This is a genomic window from Rhodococcus shunpengi, assembly GCF_048381395.1.
Classification (GTDB): domain Bacteria; phylum Actinomycetota; class Actinomycetes; order Mycobacteriales; family Mycobacteriaceae; genus Rhodococcus.
In genome coordinates, this window is sequence record NZ_JBLWIU010000012.1 from 743,608 (window position 1) to 757,633 (window position 14,026).

Below are 14,026 nucleotides of genomic sequence, written 5' to 3' on the forward strand. Positions count from 1 at the left end.
TACCTAGGTCACGATAACGTGGTTACCGTTTGACGGCAAGGATGTTTTCACGATGGGTGTTATCGCTATCCCGAATGGGCCGGACGAGGCGCGATCACGCCTGCTCGAGACCGTGATCGAACTCCTGGAGGAAGGTGGCTACGACGCCGTCCAGCTGCGCGAGGTCGCGCGCCGGACGCGCATGTCGCTGTCCACCGTCTACAAACGGTTCGCGACACGCGAGGAACTGATCCTCGCCGCCATCGAGCACTGGATGAAGGAGAACCACGCCGGTCTCGTCGAGCAGCCGCGCGCGCCGGGTGAGCGCTTGCATCCGGCGATGATGCGCGTCATCCGAGCCATCTTCGAACCGTGGGAGAAGAACCCCGCGATGCTCCTCGCCTACTTCAGGGTGAGAACGGCACCCGGTTGGGAAGGTCTGCACATGCGAGGCTTCGACGAAGTGATTCCCGTCGGAATGGCCGTTCTGGAGGATGTCGACCCGGTCTTCGTGGAGGAGTCGATGTCGATCCTGTCGAGCGTCGTTTTCGGACTCGTCGGCCGCTGCCTCGAAGGGCAGATCGAACTCGCCGAGATCATGCCGACGATCGATCGTGCGGTGTACTGGCTGACCACGGGGTACGAGGCCACGCAACGCGAGGGCGGTCAGGGCGCCTGACTGCGGACTCGTACCCCTGTCGTCTTCTTGACCGGCATCCAAGACGCCTTTATCGTCATCGTGACGCCTTCTTGAATGGCGTCCAAGAAATGTGGTGGAGAAGCGGAGAGGGCGCACGTCATGGAAATCGGTGGGTCTGCCGAGCGGCACGAGGCCGTAGCGGTGCAGCGGCGCGAGGTCTCGTTCGTCTCCGGCCAGGACGAGTGCGCGGCATGGCTGTACACCGCACCCGATCTGAACGGTCCGCGCCCCATGGTGATCATGGGGCACGGGCTCGGAGCGGTGCGGGAGATGCGCCTGGATGCCTACGCGGAACGGTTCGCCGCCGCGGGGTGGTCGGTGCTGGTATTCGACTACCGTCATCTCGGGGCCAGCGGCGGGGCGCCGCGCCAGATCCTCGACATCGGCCGGCAACGCGCCGATTGGCGCGCCGCCCTGGCCTACGTGCGCACACTCCCGGAAGTCGATGTCAACCGGATTGCCCTGTGGGGCAGCTCGTTCGGTGGAGGGCATGTCCTTCAGGTCGCCTCCGAGGACACCCGTATCGCGGCGGTCGTGGCGCAGTGTCCCTTCACCGACGGTCCGGCGTCGTTGCGCGCGCGGATACGGACCGGCCCGCTGAGCGTGGTGGCACTGACAGTGGCGGGCATCCTCGACACGATCGGGTCGTGGTTCGGTGCGAAGCCGATCCTGTTGCCGATGGCAGGGACGTCCTGGATGCCCGCGTTCGTGGCCTCGCCCGACGCCCTCGCCGGCGCTTCCGCACTCCTGCCTGCAGGGACCCGGCTCTCGCGGCGCACCAGCACGGTGTTGACACGGCTTCCGTCGGTGCGGGCTCAGCTGTCGAAGAACATCGAGCTGACGGAGATCGACGGTAAGGAAGAACCCGAGACCGGAGCCGGCCGCGACAGCATCTGGGGTGTACTGCGCGGTCCGAACGGCGAATTCGAGGCTGCCAACGCCCTCGCTGCCCGGTTGGCACTGCGTCTTCCGCTCGATCGACCCGGTCGCGCGCTGGCTCGTTTCAGCACTCCGACGTTGCTGTGTGTCTGCGACAACGACGCGGCCGCGCCCGCGAAGACCACGAAGCGTCACGCACAGGGCCTGGCGCACGTGCAGGTTCAGAGCTACGTGTGCGACCACTTCGACATCTACGTCGGTGAACACTTCGAACGTGCTGTGTGTGACCAAATCTCTTTCCTGGAAAGGCAATTCGGCCACACCGCACAGTAGGTCGCTCCGAGTTCGCGGACGAAGGCCGGGGGCTCAGCCGGTGGCTGCGGCACGACTGCGAGCGCCGTTGAGCAACGTCTCGATCACCGCGCGCCGCTGAGCCTGATCCGTCGGGTGCATCAGCAAGCCCTCGACCACGAAAACGCCGATCGCTACCAGCGGATCGACTTCGTCTGCGGGCACACCGAGCTCGATCAGCTCTGCCCGGAACAACCCTTCGGCCAGCGTGTGGAACTGCTCGTGCCATTGCTGAACGGACGCGGACTTCTCGGCGCGTGTGTGCACCGTACTCACCAACCGCCCCAGCTGTTCCAATTCTTCGACCAACCACAAGAGTCGATCGGCCAGCCCCGAGCCCAGCATCTTGCTGTAGGAGGCCATCGAGTCGGCCAGAACCGCATCCAGGACCGCGATCAATATCGAGTCCTTGTCCTGGAAGTACCAGTACAGCGTGTTCGACACGACTCCGGCGTCACGGGCGATCCGCGTCATCGATGCCGCGTCGTATCCTTCCTCGACGAACAACCGCCGGGCGGCTACCACGATCTCTGCGCGTTTCTCTTCCCGATCCTGCGGACGTCTGTTGCGGGGCATCTCCAGTCCTGACCTAGTTCCCGCCCCGATGCTATCTTGGCCGACCCCCAAGAGCGGGTTTCGGTCGACCGTTCGGAACGAGGTCCGTAGTCGTCTCGGACAGATGATGCGGCAGGCGAGTTCGAGCAGCCCCTCGGTACAGATCGGTTCGTACTTCGGGTCACTCGACTTCGGCGAGTCCGTACTCGGGTCGTCCTACCGGCCGGTACACGGTGATGGCGATACCGGACGAGGTGGTGCGCGATTCGACGAGATCGAACTTCGTGTCGCGACCCCCGGTGGGGAACAGTCGCCGCCCCTGACCGAGGACGACCGGGAACGTGATGAGGCGGTACTCGTCCACGAGATCGTGTTCGAAGAGGGTGTGGACCAGACGGATGCTGCCGTGCACCTGCAGTTCGCGTCCCGGCTGCTTCTTCAGTTCCGCGACCGCAGTGGGCACGTCGCCGTCGAGGACGGTCGTGTTCTGCCACTCGGGGTCGGTGAGCGTCGTGGAGGCGACGTACTTCGGGAGGGTGTTGAGTGCACGGGCGACCGGATCGTCGGGATCGGTCGAGTTCGGCCACGACGCAGCGAAGACGTCGTAGGTGTTCCGGCCCAGCAGGAACGCATCGACCTTCGAGAACACCTCGTCGATGAACGTGCCGGTGTCCTCGTCGAACAGCGGCACCACCCAACCGCCGCGTTCGAAGCCGTCGCTCCGGTCCTCATCGGGGCCGCCCGGTCCCTGGGCCACACCGTCGGCCGATACGAAGGTCGTCACCGTGAGCTTCATCGTCGTCCCCTTTCGAAGGTTGTCGCCGAATACAGACCCGGGAAGCGCGGAGAACTCATCGCTTGCATCCCTCCGGCACGGAAGGTATCTCTGGACGCAGCGTCGCGTGTCGATGACGGACTGCGTCAGGCATGGAGGCGCGGGACCACAAGGAGTTCTCCTTGAGTATTGCGTTCAACCACACCATCGTCGCGGCCGACGACAAGCAGCATTCGGCCTACTTCCTCACCACCCTGTTCGGGCTGCCCGACCCGGTGCCCGCCGGGCACTTCCTCGCCGTCGAACTCGCCAACGGCGTCACCCTCGATTTCGCCGAACCGCCACCGGACGTGGAGTATCCGCCGCAGCACTACGCATTCCTGGTGTCGGAGGAGGAGTTCGACGAGATCTATGCTCGGATCCTCGAGCAGAAGATCGAACACTGGGCCGACCCCCGGCAGTCGGCGCACGGCATCAACAGGAACGACGGGGGTCGAGGAACCTACTTCCTCGACCCCGCCGGTCACTTCATGGAGATAATCACGCGTCCCTACGGTTGGCGCCCCTGAACCGTCTCCGCTCGAGCCGTCTCGGCCGCAGCGCGTCGCCGTGCCAGCACCGTGCAGGTACCGGCGATCGCTGCGGTCAACGCACCGGTCGCGAGCAGCTGCGTGCGGGCAGCGGCGTCGAACAGGGCGAGCACCGCGATGCCGGCGAGCAGACCGAGTGTCGCGTACGACAGGTACGGAAAGCCCCACATCTTCAGCGGCAGTGCATCCTCGGTGCCGTTGCGGCGTGCGCGACGACGGAGCACGAGGTGCGAGACCGCGACGAACGTCCACAGCACCAGGATCGTGGAGCCGACGGCGTTGAGCAGCAACGGCAGCACCCGGTCGGGGTAGAGATAGTTCAATCCGACCGTGACGAAGCCGAAGGCCACCGAGGCGAGCACCGCATTACGGGGAACGCCGTTGGACGACAGTCGCCCGAAGACGGGATGTGCGGATCCGCGGTGCGACAGCGAGAAGATCATCCGGGAAGCGCTGAACAGCATCGCGTTGAGCGAGGAGAGCAGTGCGACCACGACGATCACGGTCATCACCGCGGCGGCGCCCGGGACGGCCCCGGCCTGCAGCACGGCGACGAACGGACCGGTCGCGAGATCCTCGGAGGTCCACGGCAGGATCGTCACCATCACGAGCACCGACCCGATGTAGAACACGAGGATGCGCCACACCAGGGTGCGCACCGCGCGGCCCACGTTGCGCCGGGGATCGGCGGTCTCCGCGGCGGCGATCGCGATGATCTCGGTGCCACCGAAGGCGAAGACCACGATGAGCAGGCCGGCGGCGATACCCGCGATGCCGGTGGGAGCGAACCCGCCGTGCGCCGTGAGGTTGGAGAAGCCGGTCGTCTCGAAGGTGGGCATCCACCCGGCGATCATTGCGACACCGATCACCAGGAAGCCGAGGATCGCGGCGATCTTGATTGCGGCAAACCAGAATTCGACCTCACCGAAGCGGCGCACGCCGACGAGGTTCACGCCCGTCAGCACGACCATGTAGAACAGCGCGGACGCCCACTGGGGGATGCCGGGCAGTGCCACCGCGGTGATCGCGGCGGCGCCGGTGGCCTCCGCGGCGATCACGATGATCACCTGCACCCAGTACAACCAGCCAATTGTGCGCCCCGCGACGGGGCCGAGGGCGTTCTCGGTGTGCTCCGAGAACGCACCGCTGGCCGGGTTGGCCGCGGCCATCTCACCCATCATGCGCATCACGAACACGACGAGAACGGCCGCCACCAGGAACGAGATCAGGATCGCCGGGCCGGCAACGGCGATACCCGCCCCCGACCCGACGAACAGACCGGCCCCGATGGCGCCGCCGAGGCTCATCATGACGAGCTGGCGGGGCCGCATGGCGCGATGCAGACCGGCGGTGTTCTGGGCGCCGGTCGTCGTCCCTGCGGTGTTCTGGGCGCCGGTCGTCGTCGCCGTAGCCAGGGTGTCAGTCATCGATGCGCTCCCCGGCCGGGACCAGCTGGTCCAGTGCGATCTCGAAGGCCGTCGCGGCGAGCCCGGTGAGCTCGGTCGACCGGTCGTGGCAGCGGCGCAGTGCCGTCTCGATGGTGGTGGACACATCGCCGAAGATCGCGGCGTCGGAGACCTCCACGTCGCCCTCCATGAGCTGGGCGAAGGCCCGGGCCATGCCGCAGTTGGCGATGAAGTCGGGGATCACGGCGACGGACTTGTCGGCGTGCTCGTAGGTGGGGCCGTAGAAGATCTCGTCGTCGGCGAACGGGACGTTGGCGCCGGAGGCGATCGACTCGAGTCCCGCGGCGACCATGCGGTCGACCTGCTCGCGGGTGACGAGGCGGCTCGCGGCGCAGGGCAGGAAGATCTCGGCTCCGAGATCCCAGATGCGGGCGTTCACCTCGTCGAAAGGGATCATGCGGTCGCTGCGCAGGGCGTTGCCGTCGCGCTCGAGCAGCAGGGTGCGGACCTCGTCGAAGGACAGACCCTCGGGTGCGAGGATGCCGCCGTCGCGGTCGATGATGCCCACGATCGAGGCGCCGGCCTGGGCGAGATAGTAGGCAGCGGCGGCGCCGACATTTCCCCAGCCCTGCACCACGACGCGCTTGCCGGCGAGGTCGGTGCCCCGGTAGACGAGCTGATGGTGGCGGACCGACTCGGCGACGCCGTAACCGGTGATCAGATCGGCGACAGTGTATTTCGTGCTGGTGGCGGGGGTGAACCGCGCGTCCTCGACGACCTTCGCGACGCCGAGTCGTAGCTGGCCCACCCGCTGGATGCGCTGGCGCTCGTCCTTGCCGAAGTGTCCGTTGACGACACCTTCCTGCGGGTGCCACAGGCCGTTGGACTCGGTGAGAGGAACGACCTCGTTCATTTCGTCGACGTTGAGGTCGCCGCCGGTGCCGTAGTAGGCGCGCAGCAGGGGCGTGACGGCCGCGAACCAGCGGCGCAGCACGCCTTCCTTGCGGGGGTCGGACGGATCGAAATCGATGCCGGACTTGGCACCGCCGATCGCGGGTCCGGAGACGGTGAACTTGATCTCCATGGTCTTCGCCAGCGACTCGACCTCGCGTCGGTCCAGGCCGCGGCGCATGCGGGTGCCGCCGCCGGCCGCGCCGCCCCGCAGCGAGTTGATGACGACCCAGCCCCGGGCGGTGGTCTCGGTGTCGTGCCACTCGAAGACGATTTCGGGGGCTTTTTCTTCGAATCGCGTCAGCAGGTTCTTCATGGCGAAAGACTGTGACGGCAGTAACAAATGCTGCGCAACTGTGCTTCGGCGAACTGTGCAGCGTGCGGAGGGTTCGGATGCCCGAAGCGCTTTTTTCTGTGCAATCCGGCTAGCGGGGGACGGATTGTGGACGTGATCGGTTCAGCGGCGGTAGGCCGGTGCCTTCGCGGATCGTTCCGGCTCGAGGGTGCGGAGCAGCGGCATCGCCCGGTAGTGCACCACTTCCGACAACACCATCACGCTCGTCGACCGCGCGACGATCGAGGAGCGGTTCAGTTCGATGAGGGTCTGCTGGAGGCCGAGATGCGATTCGGCCCCGATCCGGCACAGCACGTCGCCCGCGCCGGTGGTAGCGAACGCTTCGAGCACGCCGGGGATGCGCTCGAGGACCTCGGTGACGTCTTCGAGCGCGCCCTGCACGATCTCCATCGTCACGAACGCCTGCACGTCGAAACCTGCTGCGGCGAGGTTGATCCGGGGTTCGTAACCGGCGATCACCCCGGTGTCCTCGAGGCGTCGTAGGCGGGCCGAGACGGTGGCACGCGCGACCTTCAGCCGACGGGACAGTTCGAGCGCGCCGATCTTCGGGTCGGCGTGCAGGGCCTCGAGGAGAGCGAAATCCAATTCGTCCAGTTGCACGGGCTCGCGCATCGCGGTTCCTTCCCATCGAGCGCCGAAAACTAGCCCGATTGTATAGGTGAACGCGCGGATTCCGGCGAATTCCAGTCAGTCGGACCAGTTGCCGAAGGCGACGTTGCGTCGCACCTACGGGTGGGTTTCTCCTGGTGACACACGACACAACGACTGTGCCGCAGTGAGCGGCAGGAGGTTGCAGCGATGACTCTGGAATACACCCTGACCGACAGCGAACGACTCGCTCAGCTCGACGCCGAGGAACTCCGGCGCCTGGTCGGTCTCGTGGAGTACGACAGCGAACGGGACCCCTTCCCCGTCAGCGGCTGGGACGCCGTGGTGTGGGTGGTCGGAAACGCCACGCAGACGGCGCACTACTACCAGTCCGCCTACGGCATGGAACTCATCGCCTATTCCGGACCCACCACCGGCAACCGCGACCACCACGCCTACGTACTGCGCAGCGGCGCCGTGCGATTCGTGATCAAGGGTGCGGTGGATCCGGACAGCCCGTTGATCGAGCACCACCGCCTCCACGGTGACGGCGTGGTCGACATCGCCCTGCAGGTCCCGGATGTCGACAAGTGCATCGAGCACGCCCGGAAGCAGGGGGCGACCGTCCTCGAGGAGCCCTACGAGATCAGCGACGAGAACGGTGTCGTCCGCATCGGCGCCATCGCGACCTACGGCGACACGCGGCACACGCTCGTCGACCGGTCGCGCTACAACGGCCCGTACCTGCCCGGCTACGTCGAACGCACCTCGACCTACCGCAAGCGTGAGGGTGCGCCCAAGCGCATTTTCCAGGCGCTCGACCACGTCGTCGGCAACGTCGAACTCGGACGCATGGACGAGTGGGTCGACTTCTACAACCGCGTCATGGGTTTCACGAACATGGCGGAGTTCATCGGCGACGACATCGCGACCGACTACTCGGCGCTCATGAGCAAGGTGGTGTGCAACGGCAACCACCGCGTGAAGTTCCCGCTCAACGAGCCCGCGATCGCGAAGAAGCGTTCGCAGATCGACGAGTACCTCGACTTCTACCGCGGACCGGGCGCACAGCATCTCGCCCTGGCGACCAACGACATCCTCACCGCGGTCGACCGGCTGCGTGAGGAAGGCGTCGAGTTCCTCGCGACCCCCGACGCGTACTACGACGATCCGGAGCTGCGCGCCCGTATCGGTGAGGTCCGGGTGCCGATCGAGGAGCTGAAGAAGCGGGGCATCCTGGTCGACCGCGACGAGGACGGCTACCTGCTGCAGATCTTCACCAAGCCTGTCGGCGACCGCCCGACCGTGTTCTTCGAGCTGATCGAGCGCCACGGCTCGCTCGGCTTCGGCAAGGGCAACTTCAAGGCGCTGTTCGAGGCGATCGAGCGGGAGCAGGCCGCGCGCGGCAACTTCTGAGTCCGGTCCTAGACGAGCTGACCGAGCCGCGTGCGCAACGCGTGTTCGGTCTGCCGGATCGCCGTTCCCACAATGGGTTCGATGAGCATGCCGAGTGTGCGGCCGGCGATCCCGCCGGGCAGCCGGTAGCCGAAGTCGACGTCGAGCCGCGTCGCGTCGCCGAGGTCCGTGAAGGTCCACGACGACGCGGCGCGGAATCCGGCGATCGAGTCGAGGACGATCACGCGATTGCGTTCCCACTCGACGACTTCCACGCGCGAGTCGAGATCCTTGGGGCCGATCCGCATCGTCGAGTCGTAGACGGCACCGAGACCGGAGACCTGTTCGCCCACGGGTTGGAAGCGGGCCACTCCGAACATCCAGTCGGGGACGTTGCGGTAGTCGTCGACGTAGGAGAACGCGAGGTCGACGGGGATGTCTGCGACGGCGCTGTGGCGGACGTGAATCATGGCTGGAGCCCTTCACGAGAAGTTGTCTGTTACTCAATGTAGCGGGTAACGGGCCGCTCCGGAAGAGATTCGAACCCGTTGCTCTAACGTCCGATAAGTGTTTGAATGCCGTGACGCACGTCACACACACTTTCGGCTCAGGAGGCTCGGGTGAAGACGAAGGCAGCAGTCGTCAAGGGAATCAACCAGCCGTGGGAGATCGAGGAGATCGATCTCGGCGATCCCGTCGCAGGTGAGGTGCAGATCCGCCTCGCGGCCTCGGGTCTGTGCCATTCCGACGAGCATCTGCGCTCGGGGGCGACACCGCTTCCGTCCTTCCCGGTCCTCGGTGGTCACGAGGGCGCGGGTGTGGTCACCAAGGTGGGCCCGGGAGTACGGGGTCTCGAGGAGGGCGACCACGTCGTCCTCGCGTTCATCCCCGCTTGTGGCCGCTGTCGGGCCTGCGCCAAAGGCATGCAGAACATCTGCGACGAGGGTGCCGGCCTGCTCACCGGCCAGGCGATCTCCGACAAGACCTACCGCGCGACGCTGAACGGCGACCCGGTGCTGCAGATGTGCCTGCTCGGCACGTTCGCGCCGTACGTCACGGTCAACGAGGCGTCGGTCATCAAGATCGAGAAGGACATCCCGCTCGAGAAAGCGGCACTGCTCGGCTGCGGTGTCGCGACCGGCTGGGGTTCGGCCACCGAAATCGGCGGCACCAAGCTCGGCGACACCGTGGTCGTCATCGGTGTCGGCGGTGTCGGCATCAACTCCGTCCAGGGCGCGGCACACGCCGGGGCGCGGTTCGTCGTCGCGATCGACCCGGTCGAGTTCAAGCGGCAGAAGGCCAAGGAGTTCGGCGCGACGCACGTCTTCGCGTCGATCGAGGAGGCCGCACCGGTGATCGGCGAGATCACCTGGGGCCAGATGGCCAACGTCACCGTCATCACCGTCGGTGAGATCACCGGCGACATCATCGGTCCCGCACTCGGTCTCACCGCCAAGGGCGGACAGGTCGTGGTCGTCGGCATGGGTCACGCCACCGATTCGCAGGTGACGATGAGCCTGTTCGAACTGACGCTGCTGCAGAAGCGCCTGCAAGGGGCCATCTTCGGTGGCACCGGCCCGCGCTCGCAGATCCCCAAGCTGCTCGAGCTGTATCGCAACGGGCAGCTCGACCTCGACAACCTCGTCACCAAGACCTACAAGCTCGAGGACATCAACGAGGGCTACGCCGACATGCATGCCGGCAAGAACCTCCGCGGCCTCGTCCTCTACGGCGAGGACGATTACTGATCCTGCGAGCGGCTTTCGATCCTGCGAGCGCCGACGTCGCCGGAACCGTCCCTTACGGTGTTGAGCATGGACACGCGTGAGGATTCGGTTTCCGGCGACGTCGGCTCTTGGCGGGACTACGGCCCGACCGACCTGCCCAAGCCGCTCGTCGCTGCGCTCGAGGCGTTCGCCGAACGCGGCTACGACGGCACGTCCATTCGTGAGGTCGCGTCGCGGTCCGGCCTGTCGGTGCCGGGGCTGTATCACCACTACCCGTCGAAGCAGGCGCTGCTGGTCTCTCTCACGACCACCGTGCTGCACGACCTGCTCGCCCGCAGCCGGCAGGCGATCGCCGAAGCCGGACCCACCCCTTCCGAGAAGTTCGACGCCGTCGTCGAGTCGTTGCTGCGCTTCCACATGTTCCGCCGCGACCAGGCGTTCGTGGCGTCGACCGAGATGCGCAGCATGGAACCCGAGGCACGCCGCGCGTTCGTCGCCCTGCGCGACGACCAGCAACGCATGATCGACGAGATCGTCGAGGCCGGTGTCTCCGACGGCACGTTCTCCACGCCCTATCCGAAGGATGCCAGTCGTGCGGTGACGACGATGTGCGTCGCGGTGGCGAGCTGGTACCGGCCGGACGGTTCGCTGTCGCCCGACGAGATCGTGCACCGCTACCTGCAGGTCGCGCGGAACGCGGTCGGAGCGAAGTAGTCGAGCACCCCTTCCGGGCTTGACCCGGTGGCGGGGATATGCCACCGTGAACTCGACCGAGCGATCGATCGGTCGGTACGGAAGGAGCTCAGCATGGCGGTCGACCTGTCCTACTCGGATCACGTCCGGGACCTCATCGCGCGGACCGAGCAGTTCATCCGCGACGAGGTGCTTCCCGTCGAGGACGCCCACGGTGGCGACATCACCGCGGCCGGTGGCGACGCGATCCGGGCGGATCTGCAGAAGGCCGCCAAGGCTGCCGGTGTCTTCGCTCCGCACGCGCCCGTCGAATACGGCGGCCACGGCCTGAACATGTCCGACCGCGCCCCGGTCTTCGAGGCCGCGGGCTACTCGCTCTTCGGCCCCACCGCGCTCAACATCGCCGCCCCCGACGAGGGCAACGTGCACATGCTCGCGCACATCGCCAGCGACGAGCAGAAGCAGCAGTTCCTCGCGCCCCTCGCCGCCGGCGACGTGCGCTCGGCCTTCGCGATGACCGAGCCTGCCCCCGGTGCCGGCGCCGATCCCAACGCGCTGAACACACGCGCCGAGAAGGTCTCCGGTGGCTGGAAGATCAACGGCCGCAAGCACTTCATCACCGGCGCCGACGGTGCCGGATTCTTCATCATCATGGCCCGCACCTCGGGTGAGCCCGGTCAGCGTGGCGGCGCCACGATGTTCCTCGCACCCGCCGACACCGCGGGCCTGAAGGTCGGCCGCCACATCAACACCCTCGACCGCTCCATGATCGGTGGCCACTGCGAGGTCGACTTCGAGGATCTGTTCGTCCCCGACTCCGCCGTGCTCGGTGAGGTCGACCAGGGCTTCGCCTACGCGCAGGTGCGCCTCGGCCCCGCCCGCATGACGCACGTGATGCGCTGGCTCGGTGCCGCCCGCCGCGGTCACGACACCGCCGTCCGTTACGTCGCGGAGCGTGAAGGCTTCGGCTCCCGCCTCGGCGATCTCGGCATGATCCAGAAGATGATCGCCGACAACGAGATCGACATCGCCGCGACCCGCGCGTTGCTCGTGCAGGCGTGCTGGGAACTCGACCAGGGTTCGCACGCCTCGAACGCCACGTCGATCGCCAAGACCTTCGCCGCCGAGGCGATCTTCCGAATCGTCGACCGCTCCGCTCAGATGTGCGGCGGTCTCGGTGTCTCCGAAGACCTTCCGATCGCCCGTCTCACTCGCGAGGTCCGCCCGTTCCGCGTGTACGACGGCCCGTCCGAGGTGCACCGCTGGGCCATCGCCAAGCGTGCCGTCGGAGCCGTCCGCAAGGCAGCCCGCGAGGCCGCGAAATGACCGCCGTGCACGAGGGACTCGACCTCGCCGTCCTCGAGCGCTTCCTCGCCGATTCCGGTGTGACCGTTCACGGTGAACTTCGGGCGGAACTCATCTCGGGCGGCAAGTCCAACCTCACCTACGGGCTGCGCGACGAGAAGTCCCACTGGGTGCTGCGTCGCCCTCCGACCACGGGTCTGACGCCGTCGGCGCACGACGTCGCCCGCGAGTTCCGCATCACGTCGGCACTGAAGGGCACCGGTGTGCCGGTCGCGCCCACCGTCGTCCAGTGCGAGGACGATTCGGTGATGGGTGCGCCGTTCACCGTCGTCGAGTTCGTCGACGGACGTGTGGTGCGCAGCAAGGCCGACCTCGATGCGCTCGGTGACGACGAGATCGACCGCTGCGTCGGTGAACTCGTGCGCATCATCGCCGAACTGCACAACGTCGACTTCGAGGCCGTCGGTCTCGGGGGACTGGGCCGGCCGGACGGCTACGTGACCCGGCAGGTGAAGCTGTGGGCGAGCCAGTGGGGCCGGGTGAAGACCCGCGAACTGCCGGATCTCGAACGGTTGCACGCCGCGCTCGCCGAGTCGATTCCGGAGTCGCCCGCTCCGTCGATCGTCCACGGCGACTACCGCATCGACAACACCATCCTGGACTCGACCGACCCGGCACGCGTTGTCGCCGTAGTGGACTGGGAACTGTCCACCCTCGGCGACCCCCTCACCGATCTCGCCATGATGTGCGTGTACCGGCATCCGGCGCTCGACGACATCCTGGGCTTCCCGGCGGCATGGTCGAGCGAACGACTGCCGGCGGCGGACGATCTGGTGCAGCGCTACGCCACGGCGTCGGGTCGCGACATCGCCAACTGGAACTTCTACATGGGTCTGGCCTACCTCAAGCTCGCCGTCATCGCCGAGGGCATCAACCACCGGTGGCGTGCCGGAGCGACGATCGGCGACGGTTTCGACCGTGCCGGTGAAGCCGTGCCGGACCTGGTGGCAGCAGGACTCGCAGCATTGAAGGGAGCCCACGCGTGACCAGCGCGCTCGTGACCGGCGCCTCGAGAGGTATCGGCCTCGGTATCGCAACCCGTCTCGCCGAGCGCGGCTACGCACTGACGATCAGCGCCCGTGGCGCGGAACGACTCGAGAGCGTCGCCGAGCGGCTGCGGGAGGCCGGTGCCAAGGAGGTACGCGCCGTCGCAGCCGATCTCGCCGATCCGGAAGCCACCGCCCGCGTCGTGGAGACGCATCGCGAGGCGTTCGGGTCGATGAAGGCCCTGATCCTCAATGCCGGTGTCGGCACGGCAGGTCCGATCGCCGAGTTCCCGGCCCGGCGGTTCGACAAGACGGTCGCCGTGAACCTCAACGCTCCGTTTGCGCTCATCCAGGCGTCGCTGCCGTTGCTGCGCGCCGAGGCGGAGAACGATCCGGCGCGCGGATCGAAGATCGTTGCGCTCTCGTCGATCACAGGTGTCTACGCCGAGGCCGGTCTCGCCGCCTACGGTGCGACGAAGGCCGCGTTGATCTCGCTGGTGGAGACGCTCAACGCCGAGGAGTCCGGCAACGGCATCTCGGCGTCGGCGCTCGCACCCGCCTACGTCGACACCGACATGTCCGACTGGATCAAGGACAAGATCCCGGCCGAGTCCATGATCGAGGTGAACGACGTCGTCGAGATCGTCGACGCGCTGCTCAAACTGTCGTCGCGGGCCGTGGTGCCCAAGCTCGTGCTCAGCCGCGCGGGCGCAGGTCTCTACACCGCCTGA

The 14,026-nt window shown here is 66.8% G+C and carries 15 protein-coding genes; 9 read left to right on the plus strand and 6 right to left on the minus strand.

The window, feature by feature from the left end; all coding sequences use genetic code 11:
* Positions 1-52 precede the first annotated feature (52 nt).
* Positions 53-658, plus strand: a complete 606-nt coding sequence (locus ACNJ7K_RS08730) for a TetR/AcrR family transcriptional regulator (RefSeq protein WP_487041486.1) — start codon at positions 53-55, stop codon at positions 656-658.
* A gap of 75 nt (positions 659-733) precedes the next feature.
* Positions 734-1,891 (plus strand): alpha/beta hydrolase, encoded by a 1,158-nt coding sequence (locus tag ACNJ7K_RS08735; protein ID WP_487041487.1) that lies wholly within the window; start codon positions 734-736, stop codon positions 1,889-1,891.
* A gap of 33 nt (positions 1,892-1,924) precedes the next feature.
* Here the strand turns inward: ACNJ7K_RS08735 and ACNJ7K_RS08740 are convergent, their stop codons facing one another.
* Positions 1,925-2,485 (minus strand): TetR/AcrR family transcriptional regulator, encoded by a 561-nt coding sequence (locus tag ACNJ7K_RS08740; protein WP_088898643.1) that lies wholly within the window; start codon positions 2,483-2,485, stop codon positions 1,925-1,927.
* A 160-nt stretch (positions 2,486-2,645) separates the two neighbouring features.
* Positions 2,646-3,260: a dihydrofolate reductase family protein gene (locus ACNJ7K_RS08745; RefSeq protein ID WP_487041488.1), complete on the minus strand. Its 615-nt coding sequence runs from the start codon at positions 3,258-3,260 to the stop codon at positions 2,646-2,648.
* A gap of 131 nt (positions 3,261-3,391) precedes the next feature.
* Here ACNJ7K_RS08745 and ACNJ7K_RS08750 point away from each other — a divergent pair, with 131 nt between their 5' ends.
* A complete protein-coding gene (locus ACNJ7K_RS08750) occupies positions 3,392-3,808 on the plus strand; it encodes a VOC family protein (RefSeq protein WP_230824969.1) in 417 nt (138 codons plus the stop codon).
* On the opposite strand, the gene ACNJ7K_RS08755 is transcribed toward ACNJ7K_RS08750, so the two are convergent.
* The 3 genes from ACNJ7K_RS08755 to ACNJ7K_RS08765 all read right to left on the minus strand — a co-directional run bounded on the left by ACNJ7K_RS08755 (position 3,790) and on the right by ACNJ7K_RS08765 (position 7,153).
* Positions 3,790-5,256 carry an amino acid permease gene (locus tag ACNJ7K_RS08755; protein ID WP_487041489.1) on the minus strand — a complete coding sequence of 489 codons (1,467 nt, stop codon included), beginning with the start codon at positions 5,254-5,256 and terminating at the stop codon, positions 3,790-3,792. The genes ACNJ7K_RS08750 and ACNJ7K_RS08755 overlap by 19 nt on opposite strands.
* Positions 5,249-6,502 (minus strand): Glu/Leu/Phe/Val dehydrogenase dimerization domain-containing protein, encoded by a 1,254-nt coding sequence (locus ACNJ7K_RS08760; protein ID WP_016692537.1) that lies wholly within the window; start codon positions 6,500-6,502, stop codon positions 5,249-5,251. Before ACNJ7K_RS08760 ends, ACNJ7K_RS08755 begins: the two co-directional genes overlap by 8 nt.
* Before the next feature lie 141 nt (positions 6,503-6,643).
* Positions 6,644-7,153 carry an Lrp/AsnC family transcriptional regulator gene (locus ACNJ7K_RS08765; RefSeq protein ID WP_016692536.1) on the minus strand — a complete coding sequence of 170 codons (510 nt, stop codon included), beginning with the start codon at positions 7,151-7,153 and terminating at the stop codon, positions 6,644-6,646.
* A 186-nt stretch (positions 7,154-7,339) separates the two neighbouring features.
* Between ACNJ7K_RS08765 and hppD the strand changes: the two genes are divergently transcribed.
* Positions 7,340-8,545, plus strand: a complete 1,206-nt coding sequence (gene hppD, locus ACNJ7K_RS08770) for a 4-hydroxyphenylpyruvate dioxygenase (protein ID WP_016692535.1) — start codon at positions 7,340-7,342, stop codon at positions 8,543-8,545.
* 8 nt (positions 8,546-8,553) lie between these two features.
* On the opposite strand, the gene ACNJ7K_RS08775 is transcribed toward hppD, so the two are convergent.
* A complete protein-coding gene (locus ACNJ7K_RS08775; RefSeq protein WP_059382785.1) occupies positions 8,554-8,994 on the minus strand; it encodes an SRPBCC family protein in 441 nt (146 codons plus the stop codon).
* A 150-nt stretch (positions 8,995-9,144) separates the two neighbouring features.
* Here ACNJ7K_RS08775 and ACNJ7K_RS08780 point away from each other — a divergent pair, with 150 nt between their 5' ends.
* From ACNJ7K_RS08780 to ACNJ7K_RS08800, 5 genes are all read left to right on the plus strand, one after another.
* Positions 9,145-10,272: an NDMA-dependent alcohol dehydrogenase gene (locus ACNJ7K_RS08780; RefSeq protein WP_006554686.1), complete on the plus strand. Its 1,128-nt coding sequence runs from the start codon at positions 9,145-9,147 to the stop codon at positions 10,270-10,272.
* Between the two features lie 66 nt (positions 10,273-10,338).
* Positions 10,339-10,965 (plus strand): TetR/AcrR family transcriptional regulator, encoded by a 627-nt coding sequence (locus ACNJ7K_RS08785; protein ID WP_159417312.1) that lies wholly within the window; start codon positions 10,339-10,341, stop codon positions 10,963-10,965.
* Positions 10,966-11,058: 93 nt separating this feature from the next.
* Positions 11,059-12,270: an acyl-CoA dehydrogenase family protein gene (locus ACNJ7K_RS08790; protein ID WP_120280651.1), complete on the plus strand. Its 1,212-nt coding sequence runs from the start codon at positions 11,059-11,061 to the stop codon at positions 12,268-12,270.
* A complete protein-coding gene (locus tag ACNJ7K_RS08795; protein ID WP_487041490.1) occupies positions 12,267-13,295 on the plus strand; it encodes a phosphotransferase family protein in 1,029 nt (342 codons plus the stop codon). The genes ACNJ7K_RS08790 and ACNJ7K_RS08795 overlap by 4 nt, the downstream gene beginning before the upstream one ends.
* Positions 13,292-14,026 carry an SDR family NAD(P)-dependent oxidoreductase gene (locus tag ACNJ7K_RS08800; RefSeq protein WP_120280649.1) on the plus strand — a complete coding sequence of 245 codons (735 nt, stop codon included), beginning with the start codon at positions 13,292-13,294 and terminating at the stop codon, positions 14,024-14,026. The genes ACNJ7K_RS08795 and ACNJ7K_RS08800 overlap by 4 nt, the downstream gene beginning before the upstream one ends.

Excerpts from the sequence above, each read along its gene's own strand:
- ACNJ7K_RS08785 (WP_159417312.1), top strand. The coding sequence starts at position 10,339 with ATGGACACGCGTGAGGATTCGGTTTCCGGCGACGTCGGCTCTTGGCGG.
- ACNJ7K_RS08775 (WP_059382785.1), bottom strand. The coding sequence starts at position 8,994 with ATGATTCACGTCCGCCACAGCGCCGTCGCAGACATCCCCGTCGACCTC.
- ACNJ7K_RS08730 (WP_487041486.1), top strand. The coding sequence starts at position 53 with ATGGGTGTTATCGCTATCCCGAATGGGCCGGACGAGGCGCGATCACGC.
- ACNJ7K_RS08765 (WP_016692536.1), bottom strand. The coding sequence starts at position 7,153 with ATGCGCGAGCCCGTGCAACTGGACGAATTGGATTTCGCTCTCCTCGAG.
- ACNJ7K_RS08790 (WP_120280651.1), top strand. The coding sequence starts at position 11,059 with ATGGCGGTCGACCTGTCCTACTCGGATCACGTCCGGGACCTCATCGCG.
- ACNJ7K_RS08745 (WP_487041488.1), bottom strand. The coding sequence starts at position 3,260 with ATGAAGCTCACGGTGACGACCTTCGTATCGGCCGACGGTGTGGCCCAG.
- ACNJ7K_RS08760 (WP_016692537.1), bottom strand. The coding sequence starts at position 6,502 with ATGAAGAACCTGCTGACGCGATTCGAAGAAAAAGCCCCCGAAATCGTC.
- ACNJ7K_RS08740 (WP_088898643.1), bottom strand. The coding sequence starts at position 2,485 with ATGCCCCGCAACAGACGTCCGCAGGATCGGGAAGAGAAACGCGCAGAG.
- hppD (WP_016692535.1), top strand. The coding sequence starts at position 7,340 with ATGACTCTGGAATACACCCTGACCGACAGCGAACGACTCGCTCAGCTC.
- ACNJ7K_RS08735 (WP_487041487.1), top strand. The coding sequence starts at position 734 with ATGGCGTCCAAGAAATGTGGTGGAGAAGCGGAGAGGGCGCACGTCATG.
- ACNJ7K_RS08795 (WP_487041490.1), top strand. The coding sequence starts at position 12,267 with ATGACCGCCGTGCACGAGGGACTCGACCTCGCCGTCCTCGAGCGCTTC.
- ACNJ7K_RS08750 (WP_230824969.1), top strand. The coding sequence starts at position 3,392 with ATGGAGGCGCGGGACCACAAGGAGTTCTCCTTGAGTATTGCGTTCAAC.
- ACNJ7K_RS08755 (WP_487041489.1), bottom strand. The coding sequence starts at position 5,256 with ATGACTGACACCCTGGCTACGGCGACGACGACCGGCGCCCAGAACACC.